At 37.2% G+C, this 16,331-nt stretch carries 20 protein-coding genes, 1 tRNA gene and 6 pseudogenes; 13 read left to right on the plus strand and 14 right to left on the minus strand.

Annotated elements, in window-relative coordinates; genetic code table 11:
- Positions 1-278: 278 nt before the first annotated feature.
- The 6 genes and pseudogenes from AYT27_RS01825 to ssb form a co-directional block, all read right to left on the minus strand.
- Positions 279-857, minus strand: coding sequence for a hypothetical protein (locus AYT27_RS01825; protein ID WP_011180287.1), 579 nt, complete (start codon positions 855-857; stop codon positions 279-281).
- Positions 858-860: 3 nt separating this feature from the next.
- Complete coding sequence (locus AYT27_RS01830) at positions 861-1,181, minus strand: hypothetical protein (RefSeq protein ID WP_011180288.1); 321 nt, start codon at positions 1,179-1,181, stop codon at positions 861-863.
- A 472-nt stretch (positions 1,182-1,653) separates the two neighbouring features.
- The gene (locus AYT27_RS01835; protein WP_011180290.1) at positions 1,654-2,049 is read right to left on the minus strand and encodes a type II toxin-antitoxin system HicB family antitoxin; all 396 of its coding nucleotides are present in this window, start codon (positions 2,047-2,049) and stop codon (positions 1,654-1,656) included.
- Positions 2,046-2,247: pseudogene (locus AYT27_RS01840) on the minus strand (type II toxin-antitoxin system HicA family toxin). Before AYT27_RS01840 ends, AYT27_RS01835 begins: the two are co-directional and overlap by 4 nt.
- A 64-nt stretch (positions 2,248-2,311) precedes the next feature.
- Positions 2,312-2,849 (minus strand): annotated as a pseudogene (locus tag AYT27_RS01845) (hypothetical protein).
- A 10-nt stretch (positions 2,850-2,859) separates the two neighbouring features.
- Positions 2,860-3,306, minus strand: a complete 447-nt coding sequence (gene ssb, locus AYT27_RS01850) for a single-stranded DNA-binding protein (protein WP_011180293.1) — start codon at positions 3,304-3,306, stop codon at positions 2,860-2,862.
- 191 nt (positions 3,307-3,497) lie between these two features.
- On the opposite strand from ssb, the pseudogene AYT27_RS09620 reads away from it, so the two are divergent.
- Together AYT27_RS09620 and AYT27_RS01860 are read left to right on the plus strand one after the other, a co-directional pair.
- Positions 3,498-3,781 (plus strand): annotated as a pseudogene (locus AYT27_RS09620) (type II toxin-antitoxin system RelE/ParE family toxin).
- A gap of 16 nt (positions 3,782-3,797) precedes the next feature.
- Complete coding sequence (locus tag AYT27_RS01860; RefSeq protein ID WP_034447441.1) at positions 3,798-4,091, plus strand: HigA family addiction module antitoxin; 294 nt, start codon at positions 3,798-3,800, stop codon at positions 4,089-4,091.
- A gap of 41 nt (positions 4,092-4,132) precedes the next feature.
- Here the strand turns inward: AYT27_RS01860 and AYT27_RS01865 are convergent.
- From AYT27_RS01865 to AYT27_RS01885, 5 genes and pseudogenes are all read right to left on the minus strand, one after another.
- A pseudogene (locus tag AYT27_RS01865) lies at positions 4,133-4,460 on the minus strand (hypothetical protein).
- Positions 4,461-4,624: 164 nt separating this feature from the next.
- Complete coding sequence (locus tag AYT27_RS01870) at positions 4,625-5,044, minus strand: hypothetical protein (RefSeq protein ID WP_038525124.1); 420 nt, start codon at positions 5,042-5,044, stop codon at positions 4,625-4,627.
- Entirely contained in the window at positions 5,037-6,149 is a 1,113-nt protein-coding gene (locus tag AYT27_RS01875; protein ID WP_011180297.1) for a DUF1376 domain-containing protein, read from the minus strand. The genes AYT27_RS01870 and AYT27_RS01875 overlap by 8 nt, the downstream gene beginning before the upstream one ends.
- Positions 6,139-6,486, minus strand: coding sequence for a DUF1376 domain-containing protein (locus AYT27_RS01880; protein WP_011180298.1), 348 nt, complete (start codon positions 6,484-6,486; stop codon positions 6,139-6,141). Before AYT27_RS01880 ends, AYT27_RS01875 begins: the two co-directional genes overlap by 11 nt.
- Positions 6,479-6,955 carry a crossover junction endodeoxyribonuclease RuvC gene (locus AYT27_RS01885; protein ID WP_011180299.1) on the minus strand — a complete coding sequence of 159 codons (477 nt, stop codon included), beginning with the start codon at positions 6,953-6,955 and terminating at the stop codon, positions 6,479-6,481. Before AYT27_RS01885 ends, AYT27_RS01880 begins: the two co-directional genes overlap by 8 nt.
- A 37-nt stretch (positions 6,956-6,992) precedes the next feature.
- Between AYT27_RS01885 and AYT27_RS01890 the strand changes: the two genes are divergently transcribed.
- Positions 6,993-7,859 carry a hypothetical protein gene (locus tag AYT27_RS01890; RefSeq protein ID WP_223396426.1) on the plus strand — a complete coding sequence of 289 codons (867 nt, stop codon included), beginning with the start codon at positions 6,993-6,995 and terminating at the stop codon, positions 7,857-7,859.
- A gap of 8 nt (positions 7,860-7,867) precedes the next feature.
- On the opposite strand, the gene AYT27_RS01895 is transcribed toward AYT27_RS01890, so the two are convergent.
- Both AYT27_RS01895 and AYT27_RS01900 read right to left on the minus strand, forming a co-directional pair.
- On the minus strand, positions 7,868-8,320 hold the full coding sequence (locus AYT27_RS01895; RefSeq protein ID WP_011180301.1) for a hypothetical protein: 453 nt from the start codon (positions 8,318-8,320) through the stop codon (positions 7,868-7,870).
- A gap of 12 nt (positions 8,321-8,332) precedes the next feature.
- Entirely contained in the window at positions 8,333-8,692 is a 360-nt protein-coding gene (locus AYT27_RS01900) for a hypothetical protein (RefSeq protein ID WP_034447428.1), read from the minus strand.
- A gap of 83 nt (positions 8,693-8,775) precedes the next feature.
- Between AYT27_RS01900 and AYT27_RS01905 the strand changes: the two genes are divergently transcribed.
- The 9 genes and pseudogenes from AYT27_RS01905 (at position 8,776) to AYT27_RS01950 (ending at position 14,273) form a co-directional block, all read left to right on the plus strand.
- Positions 8,776-9,393: a LexA family transcriptional regulator gene (locus AYT27_RS01905; RefSeq protein WP_011180303.1), complete on the plus strand. Its 618-nt coding sequence runs from the start codon at positions 8,776-8,778 to the stop codon at positions 9,391-9,393.
- A 241-nt stretch (positions 9,394-9,634) separates the two neighbouring features.
- Positions 9,635-10,009, plus strand: a complete 375-nt coding sequence (locus tag AYT27_RS01910) for a hypothetical protein (protein ID WP_011180304.1) — start codon at positions 9,635-9,637, stop codon at positions 10,007-10,009.
- Positions 10,010-10,073: 64 nt separating this feature from the next.
- Positions 10,074-10,466 (plus strand): Rha family transcriptional regulator, encoded by a 393-nt coding sequence (locus tag AYT27_RS01915; protein WP_011180305.1) that lies wholly within the window; start codon positions 10,074-10,076, stop codon positions 10,464-10,466.
- A 9-nt stretch (positions 10,467-10,475) separates the two neighbouring features.
- Positions 10,476-11,235, plus strand: a pseudogene (locus AYT27_RS01920) (antA/AntB antirepressor family protein).
- Between the two features lie 12 nt (positions 11,236-11,247).
- The gene (locus AYT27_RS01925; protein ID WP_011180308.1) at positions 11,248-11,631 is read left to right on the plus strand and encodes a hypothetical protein; all 384 of its coding nucleotides are present in this window, start codon (positions 11,248-11,250) and stop codon (positions 11,629-11,631) included.
- A gap of 441 nt (positions 11,632-12,072) precedes the next feature.
- Positions 12,073-12,852 (plus strand): ERF family protein, encoded by a 780-nt coding sequence (locus AYT27_RS01935; RefSeq protein ID WP_011180311.1) that lies wholly within the window; start codon positions 12,073-12,075, stop codon positions 12,850-12,852.
- Position 12,853: 1 nt separating this feature from the next.
- The gene (locus AYT27_RS01940) at positions 12,854-13,477 is read left to right on the plus strand and encodes a lambda exonuclease family protein (RefSeq protein ID WP_011180312.1); all 624 of its coding nucleotides are present in this window, start codon (positions 12,854-12,856) and stop codon (positions 13,475-13,477) included.
- A pseudogene (locus tag AYT27_RS01945) lies at positions 13,455-13,997 on the plus strand (lambda exonuclease family protein); the annotation flags it as partial. The gene AYT27_RS01940 and the pseudogene AYT27_RS01945, both read left to right, overlap by 23 nt.
- Before the next feature lie 72 nt (positions 13,998-14,069).
- Positions 14,070-14,273 carry a helix-turn-helix transcriptional regulator gene (locus AYT27_RS01950; protein WP_011180314.1) on the plus strand — a complete coding sequence of 68 codons (204 nt, stop codon included), beginning with the start codon at positions 14,070-14,072 and terminating at the stop codon, positions 14,271-14,273.
- A 100-nt stretch (positions 14,274-14,373) separates the two neighbouring features.
- On the opposite strand, the gene AYT27_RS01955 is transcribed toward AYT27_RS01950, so the two are convergent.
- Positions 14,374-14,449 (minus strand) — tRNA-Phe (locus tag AYT27_RS01955).
- 399 nt (positions 14,450-14,848) lie between these two features.
- Between AYT27_RS01955 and AYT27_RS01960 the strand changes: the two genes are divergently transcribed.
- On the plus strand, positions 14,849-16,012 hold the full coding sequence (locus tag AYT27_RS01960; protein WP_011180315.1) for a phosphoserine transaminase: 1,164 nt from the start codon (positions 14,849-14,851) through the stop codon (positions 16,010-16,012).
- Positions 16,013-16,331 lie beyond the last annotated feature (319 nt).

Genomic DNA, 16,331 nt, shown 5'->3' on the forward strand with positions numbered 1-16,331 from the left:
AGTGTGTATATGAGTGCACATTAAATTCGTTATTTATCAATGTGTTATGTGTACAATGTACAGTCAATTTGAAAATTCTGTCGCTAGCGATAGTTCGCGCTGGCCTGCCCCGCAACGAAGCCAACCCGCTGGGAAGTACCTTTTACATTGATTTTATTGACTTTTTTATGGAAAAAACAAAGCATAAGTGATAATCTATTTTTAAAATTGCAATAAGAATAGGTAATGCCTAAACTCATAAAGATATGGAATATAGAGATAAAGCTTGAGAACATGATCTAGCCTTTCTTGTTGGCAGCGTATTCTTGACGAGCAAGTTGTCTCTGTATGTTTTTGGTTAATCTTTCATTGGCATATTGTGCAATAGCACTTGCAATCTCTGGCTTTGACATCACTTTAGCAATTGAAGGTCCTTCTTGTTTTGCAATGGGGAATTGGTCTCCATCATCTCTTTGAAACACATTCCCTCCCATTTTCAAATCAACACGCTTTGGAAAACTGCCTCCCTTGATAAAACCATGGGTCAAGATTTGTTTCTTTCCAAACAGTGTGTAAGTCACGCCGTGTTTTGTTTCTTTTGCTTTAAAAAATTTAAGAGGCAAGGGAGTTCCAGAACCAATGAGATCTGTCTCAAGAAACCTTGCTGTCGCCTTTTCTTTAATATAAACACCTCTTCTTATACGCTTTATTTGGGCGGATGAGAGGTCGGCAACTTGCTTCTCAGTAAAGCGCTCGACTTGCTTTGCTGCGGTGTTTAGAGCATTCCGTAAAGCCCAATGAAGGCGTGGTGCTTGAAGATTGGTAAAGGTATCTTTTACCTGTTGAAGATACCATTTTTGGTGGATAATTAATTTCAACTTTTAAGCCTTTTTGGGGGTAGGTGTTGAAGGCTTGGAAGCTTTGGATGCTTTTGGTTTTTCGAGAGAGGTTTCCTCTGTTACTGTTTCAGATGATATTTGGTTGGGTTCTTTTTCTATTTGCTTAATCTGTTCAACTGCCTTGTCGGGTTTTATTTTTGTTTTGACGTCAACAAAAGGTTTAGCAGCATTGGCGCGCTTGAGACGAGCATAGACTTGATTAGAAATCTCCACAAATGGATTATTGGGAGTTGAAGTTTCAAAACGAACAGTGCTTTTATTATCGCCAACAACACACATTGGCTTGGTGATGATTGCTTTCATCTTCTCTCCTTTTGAGGCAATGAATTAATGACATTCTTGGTCACTTAATGGCTTTTGATATGTGCAAAATAGATTAGCCTGTTTTATCAATAAAAACAGTAAGTTAAGCCCTCTTGAAAGCTTAAGATTTTATCAAATTTTAGGGGATGTTTTTGAAATTTAGACGCAATACAACTAGGGACAGCATGATCATTAAATAAAATTTTTTACACATTGTCAATAGAAAAAATCTATATTTTGTATTTTTTATCTAAATATTTATAAATATTGAGCAGTATAGGAGAGAAAGGGAATGACAGGTCCAGAAATATTAGATGCCGTGTATATGATATCAATGATAGTTATATCATTCTTAACTATAGCGTTTTGTTTTCCTGCCACCTTTTGATTTTCATTAATATTTTGCAGATCATATGCAATTATACGCTTTTGCAAAAAAATCTAGAGTGAGAAATTTCTCCATATTGATGAGCTAAATATTAAGCTCGTGACGGGCTGCTGTTGCCAAAAAAGCAGATCTTGTTAACCCTCTCTCTTGTGCACAATTATCAATTGCACGCAAAAGCCCTCGTTCAATTGATATATTTGTACGTACGACTTCTGAATCATTTTCAATAAAAGGAACTTGTATTAAAAAAGCTCCTTCTGACAAAGCTTTTTTGACAGCTTTCTGTTGTATCACTTCTTCAAATTTTAAAGGAACAGGCACTGTATCCATATCTTCACAGTAAAGTTGCAAAGCTTCGGTTGCATTTATGATAAGATTTTCTTCTTCATCAGCAGCAGAGAATAGACCTTCAAAATCAGGAAATTGAACACCAAAAGCAGAATCCTCATCTTTATGAACAAGAGCAAAAAATCTTTTCATTCTTCTTCTCCTTTTTTAAACCAGCCTGCTTGTTGTGCAATAGAACGCGCTGTACCAATTGGAAGATTTTTTTTAGGATGTGGGACAATAACAACCTTACCATCTTTTTTAAATTTATGGTGCGAACCTTTTACTTTGACAAGTTTCAAAGCCATCGCGTTTTAATTTTGCAATTATCTTTCGGCTATTTTGTTCCATTCCCTAATCTCATAATGTGTATATATTTACACACTATACTTTTTCTTATTTTAAGTCAACGTTTTTAATAACCACAATGTTTCTGGAGAGCGTTAAGGACTATCCGCCAATGAAGGTACAAGGTATGGTAATTCTTGATCTTCACTAACAAGATACTGTAGCGCAGCATAAAAATTATGCTGTCTATATAGGTGTTGTGTTTCTTTTATTACCTCTTGCATATTCAAAAATTGTTTTGTTGCAAATTCAACCCATTTTTTTCTAGCTGCTTCATCAGAAGATGAGGGCATTTTATCATAAATTGCACTAGGCAATGTTTTTGCACAGAGGTAATCATTTCTCACTTCAAGATATTTTTGTGCAGCATCATATTGGTCTTGATTGATGTTGCCTTGTAGATAAAGCCGTCCGATATAAGTACCGGAAAGCGGATTTTTTGCTTCTTGTAAGGTTAAACAGAAGCGTTTGGCACGCATTTCAATTGCCAATTTATCGATAGGATCAAGAGGCATTTTTGTCCGTGAGATACGACCATTGGGTTCTCTGATACATCCATTAATACGAGGGCGTCCGCGTTTTGTCCGTTTTTTTCTTTTAGCCATATTTTTTCCATCAGAATGGGACGCCATCATTAAGAGCTGTGCTATGATCTTGAGCACCTGAGGCAATAGCATAATTTTGAGAAGTAATGGGTGAGGGGTGTTCAGATTGCTCTTTCTTTGCATCAAGTAAATGCAACTCGCCTTTATATTGTGGCAGGACAATCTCTGTTGTGTAACGGTCATGACCGTTTTTATCTTGCCATTTACGGGTTTGTAATTTGCCTTCTATGTAAACCTTTGAACCTTTGTGTAGATACTGAAGTGCTATTTTTGCAAAATGCGGATTAAAAACCACTACGGAATGCCATTCTGTTTTTTCTACTTTTTGGTACGTATTTTTATTCATATAGCTTTCAGAGGTTGCCATACGAAAATTGACCACCTCAGCACCAGAAGTTATCGTTTTGCTCTCAGGATCATCTCCTAAATAGCCAATTAACATCACTTTATTGAGCATGTTTTCACTTACCTTAAATTGTATTTAAATATGTAAAAAATCTTAGCATAATTTGGTTAATTTTTTCCATTATTTCAAATAGATATTATTGATTATTAACATATAACATTATGTTTTATATGACGAAATTAATAAATAATCGATTGACTAAATGCATTGTGTATCGTATCAAGTAACAAAAGGGGTCATATATGGCAATCGTTAGTTTCAAACATAAAGGGTTGAAGTTGTTTTTCGAAAGAGGAATTGTTAAAGGAATACAACCTGCACATGCTAAAAAATTAGCAAATATTTTAGTGATTTAGATACGACGATATTCGCTCCTGAACAAATGACTATTAAATCATACCGTCTCCACGAGCTTACAGGCGATTTAAAAGGCTATTGGTCAATGCGTGTTAATGCAAATTGGCGTGTTACTTTTCGTTTTATTGGAACAAATGTTGAACTTGTTGATTACCAAGATTACCATTAATTTTTGAGGTGTTATCATGATGTACAATCCCCCACACCCTGGTGGTATTTTGAAAGAAGAGTTGCTTGATGAACGAGGATTGACAATAACAGAGGCAGCAAATCGTCTCGGCGTTGCGCGTTTAACTTTATCACGTGTTTTGAATTGTCATGCAGCAATTAGCATTAATTTAGCTTTACGCTTAGAAATAGCTGGTTTAAACGACGCAGAATTTTGGCTTAAATTGCAACAAAAGCATGATTTATGGCAAGCTCGGCATAATAACCCCATGCCGGATATTTCGTCTTTAGAGCAAGTAAGCCATCCTTAGCAATTAAGACTTGGCTTGACCGTTTTTTCGCTTAAAACACATCAAATGTTTTTTGATAATTTTTTAATTTCTCTATTGATCTCGGCTATGAGGGGTTCATAATTTGAGAACACTTTTAGGTACCGCACCCCCATAAATCCACGCTTTTACTTGCGCTTTGGTGCTAAAGTCCGCATTCTCAGGTATTTTGTAATACTGACCGCCATCAAATTTTTCACACTCTCTTGTACCGTCTTCATATTCGTAGAGATTATAAAAATACTCAGCGGCTCCATCTCCCCACGGCACATATCCAACAGCGGTTGCAACAAATTTTTTTTGCATGGGCTGTTTACGGTTTTTTAAGAGCAAATGTTTTAAAATGGGCATGTTTTCATCCTATATTTTACCAATAGCGTTATTTGTCTCAAATTTGACCGTATGGTGCGTTTTATGTTCCTAATGTGGTTTGTATCAAAAAAGTTCTAAATCGCGCTGTACGGTGCCTTTTTGTTGATTTAAACGCATATCTAATCCAAAAAGATCAGCACTTTTCACTGAAAAGGATTTAACCCAATCTTCGGTTTTTCAAGCATTTGCATCAATTTATCCCATTTTTCAGCAGAAATAGGTTCTCCTTTCGGCTTAATCTCTGGTCTATCGAGTGAGGTAAATATCCCTTTAACAGTAGTTCGAATATCGTCTTCAAGCTTTTCACAGTAAAGCAAAAGATCAGCAGAAGCGGGCATAAATGTCGTCGACAAGCCTTCTGCTTTACCCTTCATCACATCCCTTGTTGCAGTTTTGATTGCCCAACGGCTTAAACCATCGAGAGAAAAAAGATAAGCAACAGCTGTGGCTTTTTCATCTTCTCCAGGTTGGCTTTTAAGTCCACCAGAAAGCATGAGAAACATAGCTTTTATTTCTTCCTCAGAAGCTTTTTCATCAAGCATTTGCAAAGCTTCATTACCCAACGAAATAATTCTCTTCGCTTCTGCAGGTGATGGCTTTTTGCCCGGTAGCCAATGGAATGGAGGGTTTTGCATCATCCTCGAACAAAAATTTGTACGGACTGTCTGCATTTTTGAAATCGGACATGTGTTGTGTAATTCTATAGGCACGACCGCGCTGTTGTCCTGTTTGGGAATTGGTTTGTGTTCCATAATTTTCTCCTTGTTTGTAATTTTTTGAATTTCTCACCCAGTTACGCCACGTTGCTTGCCAATCGATTTTGGTTGCATTTGCTCCAGCTTTTGAATGCCAGTAATCTCGAAACTTTGCGATTTCGACTTTGACACGCTCTGGAGGCAAGCCCTCTTCGATTGCAAAATCGTAATCGGGTTCGAAATCATCCGGTAATCGACAACCCCGATTAGCTTTTGACCGCTTGGCTTTCTTAGGAACGTTTTCTTGCTCGTGAATGGGAGGTTGGTTATCTGATGATGTTGCGATTTGATCTGATTGGCTCTCAACAGCATCAACCTCTGTTGGCTCTTCAACCAAATCCGTTGTTTGTAAATTTTCAGAACCAATTTCTTTTTTTGCTAAAACGATAGTTTTAGTTTTTTTATTATATATGTTATTGTTATTGTTAATGGCATCATTAAGCATTGCTTGTGCATTGCTAAAATCCCCACAAGCATCATGCTTAGCATCCTTAAGCATACCGTTAGCATCATGCTTAGCATTTTTAGCATCTTGATCATCACTCATTGTTTTTGCTTTATGATATTTTTCCCATTTTGCCTGCGCTGCTTTCTTTGCTCTCTCTGAAAACTTATTTAAATTTTCGTTTGAGTTATTGAGTTCTTCTTCAACATCTGAACTCCACAAACGTCCATCTTCTAAACAAATGATGTGTCCGGATCTAAATAAATAATCTAACGCCTTTTCAAATCTTTTTACTGTACAACAAGTAAAATGAGATAATATTCGTGCATCATTCAAAAGAGGTTCCCGCATGTGTAACATTCTTATCCGCAACTTCACATAAACATTGACTTCCATAGGTGGTAAATCAGAGAGTTTAAATAGCCACTGGTCTGTATTAAGTCTCGTCCAAGCCAATTTAGTTGACATATTTTACCTCCTTTTCTTCATTATTATTAAAGGTAAAATTATCTAACTCTTCACTGAGGTTATTGAGTTCCTCTTCAACATCGAGATTCCATAAACGACCATCTATCTCAATAAGTTTATCATTTCTCATGAGATATTCGACAATAGCTGCAAATTTTTTCTGCGAACAATGACAAACGCGTGCAAGCGTTTCAAAATCTGTTTTAAGTGGTTCTTTTTTTTCATACATGCAAACGAGAAGGGTTATATACACACCCCGTTGTTCAGATGTCATTCCATTTGTACCACTTATCCAGTCATACAAATAAAATCTTACCCATGGCATTGCATTAGACATGCGTACCCCCTTCTTTCATTAGATATAAAATTGCCAAAGCATCTGCTTCGTTGTCATCTTTAGGCGCGTGCCCTTTTGCACACACCGCTTTAATCATCTCTTCTTTTGAGGCATTGCCTTTTCCTGTCGTTTCTTTCTTAATCGTCCCAACGGGAATGCCTTCATAAGGAATTTGGTGATGTTCACACCACGCCGTTAAGGTTGCTAACAAGCCGCCATAAACATGCGCTGCATCCGTCCCTACATGACGGCGCACTTCTTCAAAATACACCGCATCAATTCTCCTTGCTGTCATCTTCATTTCAGTAAGCCATTGTTTAAAACGCAAATAACGCATCCCACCGCCTTCAAAGCGACGGGGCTGAAAATTCATGACGCCACTGAATATATGACCATCAGCACCGCATATAGCCCAGCCAGTCTTGCTACCTAGATCAAGACAGAGAATGGTTCGCGTGTTATTGATCATAATCCCCCCTTAGGCTCTACATATTTATATGCGTGCTATGACAGAGCGTGTTGTGATTGCTTGTCTTGAAAAAATGTTTTTGAAAAAGTATCCTCTCAACAATTCTAAAAAAGTGGGGAGGGGAAAGATGCAAGAATGGATAGTTGATAAGGTTGTATTCTTATTGCACCGGATAAATGATAGTGCTGTATTTTTGCTGCACTGGATAAGTGATAATCTTACGATTGCTCCTATCATTGCTACGATAGTTACTGGAATGGTGACACTTTTTGTGCAACAACGAAGCTTAAAAAAACAACTTAAAATCTTCCAACGACAAACTATAGCATCAGAAACCCAGACAGCTATTCTATTAGAAGATAAAAAAGCACGGGATTTGGGACCATATTTGAAATTGAAGGCAGTATTCTTCCCACAAAAATATGAAGGCACTTCACGCGTTAGGGTGAAATTGTGCATTATAAATCTTACTAAAGAAGATATAATGATAAGGAATATACGCATATCGAAAAAAAGTCCATTTAAGTTTGTTAAAAATGCTTGCCCTTTCGTTAGATGGCCATCTAAAACTTCAGCTGAACACCTCGTCATTAAAAGAACAACGCCCAAACTTATTGCGTTATGTCCCCAAAATATAAAATCAAATGCTTCATCAGAGTATGCTTTAAATTTTTTTATTATACGTGCTAAATGCTACACTTTTTTAGATTTCATAATTAGCTGCCGTAAGCCTAATTCCCGCAACATTGCAAATTTTACACTTGACCACACTTCGATTGTTAACCCAGAGGAAACATTCACTGTTCATTTTTGGGCCTCATATCCACGCTCAAAAGATACATATGATGAATTTGGCTCTGAATATTCCTTTTTGGCTGATAATCCTCATTTGTGGTTTTTTTGATGCCAAAATTAAAAGCATTCTCCTGCAAAAATAAAATCGATCAATCTTGGTTCTTCTTTTTTGTTAATTAAGCAAATGATTTTATTATTTAATTTATCAATTAGCTCCATTTGTGAAGCCAACTTTAATCTTTGTTCATACAGTGTCTTATTTTTTTGCTTAATTAAAGTGGATAGGTTTTCAAGTACTACTTGCTGTTGTTCAATTGACTTATCTCGCTCTGCAAGAGTGGCTTCATGCCATCTCATCCAACTATCAAATTTTGACTTATGCCATTCTTCTCGTTTTTTAAGAATTGTTGTGTGAGTTTCGTGTCGTTTCACAAGATCTTCTATGCTACAATCACGATCCGGTATCCGTCTAAATTCTTTCACCAATCTATCTCCATTCTTCATTTTCGAATTACAACCTATTAATCTACAAAGCTGCATATAGAGTTTCTTCAATATCCTGTTACTCATGATCTTTCTTCTTTAAGCCTGTGAATTATGCTGTGAGTGTTTGTTGTTGTCTGTAGAATTATTCATACAAATTGCCCCATCCGATGTTGTAAACTTCTCCGTTAAAGAAATCGTACTTTTTCCTTGTTCTGTTATTAGAAGAGAAACACCATGAGATTTATTCTCATACATATGAAGAAACCAATCTAGCGTAACCCAAGGTGGACCTTTGGATTCAGACAATTGGATAATTATGTTCCAATATTTTGGAGAAATACTATTGCGATCGCGCATTTTACGTGCAGCTTCATAGCTACAACCGATTTCCTTTGCAAATTGACCTATAGATCCCCAAGACTCAATCAAATTTTTGACATAAAAATTATTAACCATGATCAAAATAGTACATTACGTACAATTTAAAATCAAGACAAAATAGTACACAATGAATGAAAAAAATAGTGGATAATGTACGAATGAGTTATTTGCCAAAAGATAGACTTAAAATAGCACGTAAAAATGCTGGGTATGCAACACCGAGCGAGGCTGCGCGCGCTATATCAGCTCTTAATCAAAATACTCTAATTAGTCATGAAAATGGAAATCGTCCTGTTTCTCGACAAAAAGCCGAACTCTATGGACAAGTATTTAACGTCGATCCGGGATGGATTTTATATGGTGAATCTCCTCAAGAAAATCCTAGTCTTAATATAAGTATTCCTCTTATTTCATGGATTAGTGCTGGAGAGTTAAGCGGGCAAGATGGGATAATGGATTTTTCAGATTATCCTATGACAGAAGCTGTTAATCTTCCTGCCGGTGAATGGATTGCATTGCGTGTGGATGGTGCGTCCATGAATAAAATTAGTCCTCCAGATTCCATAATACTTGTAAATATGCGAGACAAAAAGCTTGTACCTAATGCCTGCTATGTAATTGCAGATGAAACTGGGCAAGCTACATATAAGCGATATAGACCAAATGATAATCCTCCTTTTCAGCCTGCTTCGTACGATAAAACAATAAAAGCTCCAAAACTTGAAGGTGCCATTTCTATAATAGGTCGTGTACGACGCACTATTCTTGACATGTAAGTACAATTAAGATTCTCTATTTAAGTTATCAATTAGATGCCATCAGCAAGTCATAGCAGATTATTGATTCTACAATAAACTGCATGCTTATTGATTCTTAAATTAGTCGATGATTCGTCATTTTTTATTTTTTTTGAAAAAAATAGTACATTTTGTACTTGACTGTATTTCATTCATATTGTACTAATATATCCATAAATTAACACAAACAATTGCCAAGGGGCGTTAGGGAGGGGAAATCATGGAAAAGCCAATTCTTATTCATTCCGATGAAATTTTATTAGTTGTGTATGATGATGATCAACACATTGGTCAGTCAGGACCACTTGATGCAAGCCAAGTTCAAGCAATTATTGATGAGGCAGAGGATGCAACACAAATTCTTCGCGTGAATCCTTCTGAGAAGAGTTGTGAAGATATCTCTGAAGAGATCGCAGAAGCATATGTAGAAGAAAATATTGAACGCCTCGATGCGGATAGTGAAGTCCATTACTTTATACGTGAAAGTGATGCCTACAATAGACTTTTAGATGATTTAGCAAAAGAAAAATATAATGATGAGATTTACGGTACTTATGAAGAGCAAAATAAATTGCGTCTTAGTGATGTCATTTAAATTCTAAGGGCGCGTGTAAAAGCGCCTTCTTTAATCTATCAATCCCATCAATATGAGGTCCGTAATGGAAAAGCTTATTGCTATTCAACAAAATACAATCAAACAGGAAACTGTTCAAACTATGTCTAGCCGTGAAATTGCAGAGTTATGCGGTAAAAGACATGGCCATGTAATGCGAGATATTCGTAAACTATTTAGCGAACTTAAAATCGACCTGAGTAATTTTGCTGGATTATACAAAGATTCAACAGGTCGTACTCTTCCTTGTTACCATCTTCCTAAACGTGAAGCTCTTATTGTCATTTTAGGTTACAACACTGTATTACGCGCAAAAATCATAGATTATTGGAAAAAATTAGAAGAGCAAGCAGCTAATCCTCAAATCGATTTTTCAAGCCCTGAAATACGAGCAGCTATCATGATGCATCTTAAAAATAAAATTAAACAGACTGCATAGGAGTTCATCATGAACACTCTCATAGAGATTAAAGAACAAGTCATTGGTCAGGATATTGTTCAAACTGTTAATGCACGTGATCTACACGCATTCTTAGAGGCAAAACGTGATTTTTCCAATTGGATTAAAGATCGTATTAGCAAATACAATTTTATAGAAGGACAAGATTTTATAAAAACACAAGATTTGCGCTCGCCAAATTTGGCGAACGCAAAATCTAGGGCTGTTATGGCAATTAATTATTATCTCACACTCGATAGAGCAAAAGAACTTTCTATGCTTGAGAACAATCAGAAAGGGAGAGAAGCACGTTTATACTTTATCGAATGTGAAAAGCGTGTAAAGCAAGCAATAACACCACAAATCGACTATTCAAGTCCAAAAGCTATGATTGGCTTTTTGAATTACCTACAAGGTCAAATAGATCAAAAAGACACCATCATTGAAGATTTAACACCAAAAGCCATTGGCTCTTGAAAGCTTACAGCGCCATGATGGGCTCTTCGGTCTTACAGAAGCTGCTAAAATACTCGAGATGCAACCAAAACAATTCATTCAATTTTTACAGCAAAAAGGTTGGGTTTACAGACGTGCAGCAGGTGGAAATTTGCTTCCGTATCAAGACAAAATCCAAAAGCAACTGATGGATTGTCCAACCATCACGCTTCAAACCGCAAGTGGAATAGAAAAAGTCATTCCTTGCGCAAAAATCACCACAAAAGGCATTGGTGTGTTGTCTGAAGAAATCAAAAAACAAAGCATGCATTAAAAGGCAATAAGCATGGAAAAGAAATACGAACTGACTGATGAAACCACCGATATTGTAAGTTGCCATACATTGTACCGCATTCGTGCTTTAAGAGATTTTGATGATGTTAAGGCTGGCGACCTTGGGGGCTTTATAGAAAATGAAAGCAATCTCTCTCATGATGGCAATTGCTGGGTCTATGATAATGCTTGTGTTACTTGGGGTTCAAAAATTTATGACAATGCAAAAATTTATAATAACGCCCGAGTATATGGTGGTGGTCGCATTTTTGAAAACGCACAGATTTACGGAAATGCAATTGTTTATCCCAATGCAAGAATTTATGGCGACGCAAAAATTTACGGAGATTCAGAGATCTGCGGAGAAAGTCGTATCACAACAAACGAGAAAAAATAAATCATGTATAAATATGAAATTAAACCTACCTTATGTGCACAGTTAGTTGTGAGAAATACTCACAATCTAGGTGAACTTTGTATCACTATCTCTGGGTATAAAGACGAGCCTTATGTAGATACCATAATTTCTGAAGACATAATGCATGATTTTTTAGGTGAGGATAATTTTAAAACAATGATGTCATCAAATGGCTTATTGGGATTTACATATTCATATGAATGCATAGCATTTATGTGTACTGGATTTAAAATGGTCCCCCCCTATGCTAACAAAATCCTTATTTCACTTATGTATCATAACTTACGCGCACATACAGCAATATTACAAACTGATGACATCATACAGCCTATAAAATCCAAACTCTAACAACCAAACCAACTTTTAACAGATGCGTGATTCACGCCACGGGGGAATTGCGCTTCAATGGAGGAAATCAAGATGAGTGAACTCAGTATCACGCAAACTGAATTAGTGGAAAAAACAAAAGATTGTGCAATCAAAGCAACGGCTATGGATCGCATTTTAACCAGAGCTTTAGAAAACGATGTCGATATGGACCGTCTCGAGCGTCTGATCGCATTGCGGGAAAAGGAAATAGAACGACAAAACTATCAAAGCTTTGTTGCTGACCTTTCCGCTATGCAAAGGGAATATCAAAAAATACAAAAAAACGCTACAAATACCCATACCAATAGCCAATATGCTACGCTTGATCAGTACATTGATGCCATCAAGGAGACCCTTTCAAAATACCACTTTGCTTTGTTTTCTCGTATCAAGGAACAGAGTTCAGACAGCATAAGCGTAGAAATGACTTTGACGCATCCGTCTGGAAATAAAATAGCAACAGAAGGAAAATTTCCTCATGATACGAAAGGATGTAAATCAAACATACAAGCGGTTGGCTCTGCTATCACCTATGCACGCAGATATCTGTTAGGCATGCTTCTTAATGTTGTGAGTGCAGATGATGATACGGATGGGAACGTGCCTCTCACAAGTGCATTTCCGCAGCAGATCAGTGAGATCAGAACACTCATGGCACAAACCCAAACAGAAGAAACCAAGATACTTGCTTATGCCAAAGTCAACAATCTTGCCGATATGTCTGATGGACAGGCTCAAACGGTATTGCATCTTTTGAAAGATAAACGAAACAAACAAATAGCAAAAGCAGAGCAATCTCTCTCACAACAAGAACAGCAAACGGCGGTGTAACATGGAGCAAAGAACAGCAGAGTGGTTTCAAGCAAGATTAGGCAAAGTCACTGCTTCAAACATTTACAATGTGCTCAGTAAAACAGCCAAAGGAACACCTACTAGCAAATATGAGGAGTACAAAATCAAACTCATGACAGAGCGATTAACAGAGGAAATAAGCCAATCTTATCTAACACCAGCTATGCAATGGGGCATTGAGCATGAAGAGGATGCACTAAAAGAATATGCCATCATTTATGACACAGAGGTCATAAAATGTGGTTTCATTCAACATCCCACCATAGAAATGGCTGGAGCAAGCCCTGATGGATTGATTGGGGAGGAGGGTTTAGTTGAAGTCAAATGCCCACACTCCACCAAGCATCTACGCTTTTATATGGATGGCACTATCAAGCCTGAATATAAGGCACAAATGCAATTCCAAATGGCATGTACAGGACGTCAATGGTGTGATTTTGTCAGCTATGATCCGCATTTTGTAGGCAGATCCCTTCGTTTGCGCATGAAAATTAAACGTATCCACCGTGATGAGAAACAAATTGAACAGATCAATCAAGCAGTTGAGATATTCTTAGAGGAAATAGAGCAAGAGATGAAACACAGCCAAAGGAACACCTACTAGCAAATATGAGGAGTACAAAATCAAACTCATGACAGAGCGATTAACAGAGGAAATAAGCCAATCTTATCTAACACCAGCTATGCAATGGGGCATTGAGCATGAAGAGGATGCACTAAAAGAATATGCCATCATTTATGACACAGAGGTCATAAAATGTGGTTTCATTCAACATCCCACCATAGAAATGGCTGGAGCAAGCCCTGATGGATTGATTGGGGAGGAGGGTTTAGTTGAAGTCAAATGCCCACACTCCACCAAGCATCTACGCTTTTATATGGATGGCACTATCAAGCCTGAATATAAGGCACAAATGCAATTCCAAATGGCATGTACAGGACGTCAATGGTGTGATTTTGTCAGCTATGATCCGCATTTTGTAGGCAGATCCCTTCGTTTGCGCATGAAAATTAAACGTATCCACCGTGATGAGAAACAAATTGAACAGATCAATCAAGCAGTTGAGATATTCTTAGAGGAAATAGAGCAAGAGATGAAACAGATCTTGACACAAGCCGCTTGACGTTATGGGGGTGCTCTCTCCTCCCAGCACCCCCACCCATTTACATAACATAAAAAATAGAAAGGTAATGAGATGATATTTGATGATGGGGATAGATATGTAACAACCCGTGAATGTGCACAGCTTTTTAGCGTATCAACCACAACGATTCGCAATTGGGTGCTTCAAGGGGTATTTCCAAAGCCATACAAGCTTGGAAGAGCAGTAAGATGGAGAAAGAAAGAGATCTTAGCCTTTACTCCAGAGAAAAATACGGAGCAAATAAGAACAAATTAGGTAAAATTGTATAAACCACAAGAGGTGGACTAAAAGGTGGTCTAAAAACAGCGAATTAAAGAGAGAATCTATATATTTCAATATGTTAAACACAAGAAAGTGGTGCCCAGACGCGGATTCGAACCACGGACACGCGGATTTTCAGTCCGCTGCTCTACCAACTGAGCTATCTGGGCATGTTTTACAAAATACATGAATGTATGCGGTTATAACATTAAAATTTTCTCTGTCCAGCTATCAAAAAAAAAATAATTAATTTTTTATAATTTTATTTCCATATTATGGGTAGTTATAGTTGTTCTTTCCATAAAATAAACTTGATAGAGATAGTATGATGCGTTAATGTTTTGCTATCAGAATGCTGTCTTATCGTAGTGAAACACGATAAAATCTTTTAAAGAGACAATTTAAGGGCATGATTAAGAGAAATATTTTTCACAAGGTTTCCGTTTATCTTAAACTTACGAAATAAATAGAAACTGTTTTTGATCTTTGTCTAAAGAGACTATTGGTATAGTCTTTATAAGAACTCGTTTTTCTTTAAAGGAAGGCAAGTCAGCTAAAAGGGGAGAATAATGATAATGTTAGAAAAACCAACTTGTCGTCCAAATAATCCTAATTTTTCTTCTGGTCCTTGTAGCAAGCGACCTGGCTGGACTCTTGAAGTTCTTAAAAATGCATTAGTTGGGCGTTCGCATCGATCGAGAGAAGCAGCATTAAGACTTGCTGAAATCGTGGATTTAACGCGTGAGGTTCTTGAAGTACCTTCTGATTATCGTATAGGGATTGTTCCTGCTTCAGATACCGGTGCTGTTGAGATGTCTCTATGGTCTTTATTAGGTGAACGTGGTGTCGATATGGCGGCGTGGGAAAGCTTTGGTTCAGGGTGGATTACAGATGTAGTTGAGAAATTAAAACTTTCTGATGTGCGTCGTTTTGAAGCTCCTTATGGAGAACTGCCGGATTTAACACAAATGGATTTTGATCGTGATGTTGTTTTTACATGGAATGGGACAACTTCCGGTGTACGTATTCCTAACGCAGATTTCATTCCAGAGAGGCGTGCAGGATTGACAATTTGTGATGCAACATCAGCAGCTTTTGCGCAAAATCTTGATTTTTCAAAATTAGATGTTGTTACTTTTTCATGGCAAAAAGTTTTGGGAGGTGAAGCTGCACATGGTATGTTGATTTTAAGCCCTCGTGCTGTTGAGCGGCTTGAAAGTTATGTTCCGACTTGGCCCATGCCGCAAATTTTCTGTCTGACAAAGGATGGAAAATTAAACGAAAATATTTTTAAAGGGGTAACTATCAATACACCCTCTTTGCTATGTATTGAAGATTTTCTTGATGCACTGAAGTGGGCAAAGGCACAAGGTGGTTTGCACGCATTAATGGCGCGAGTTGAGAAAAATTTTGCGGTACTTGATGCTTTTGTTCGCAAAACACCGTGGTTAGAATATTTGGCAAAAGATCCTCAAGTGCGTTCTAATACATCTGTTTGTTTAGATATTGTCGATCCAGTGGTGACTGCTTTGGATACTGAAAAGCGCGTATCTTTTATAAAAGCAATCGTGAATCGTCTTGATGAGGAAGAAGCCGCTTATGATATTGGTTCGTATAGAGACGCGCCTCCAGGCCTGCGGATTTGGACAGGTATAACAATTGAGGCTTCCGATCTTGAAATTTTAACATCATGGCTTGAATGGGCATTTCAGGTTGAAAAAGCTCAACTTTAGGAAATTGTAAGCGATTTTTATAGGCGTGGCTTTTTCTGCAAAAAAATATGGAAGATTATGATAGTCTTCCCTATCTTGGTATCAGACAAATGGCTTTCAAATGTGATACAGATCGTAAAAAGATTACACAGGTGGTATAAATAATTTGTCAGGTTTGGTAAAAGCAACAGCGATAAGCTCTCTAAATTTTTCTATTTTTTACAGCAAAAATAACTAATTTAAAATGAAGATATATTTTATATCTTACTGTTGTTGTCCTTTATGATCGTAGAACTGAAGATTGCGAAAAAGCTGAAATGAAGAGTCGCGCTTTCTCTAA

This window comes from Bartonella henselae str. Houston-1, assembly GCF_000046705.1.
GTDB lineage: Bacteria > Pseudomonadota > Alphaproteobacteria > Rhizobiales > Rhizobiaceae > Bartonella > Bartonella henselae.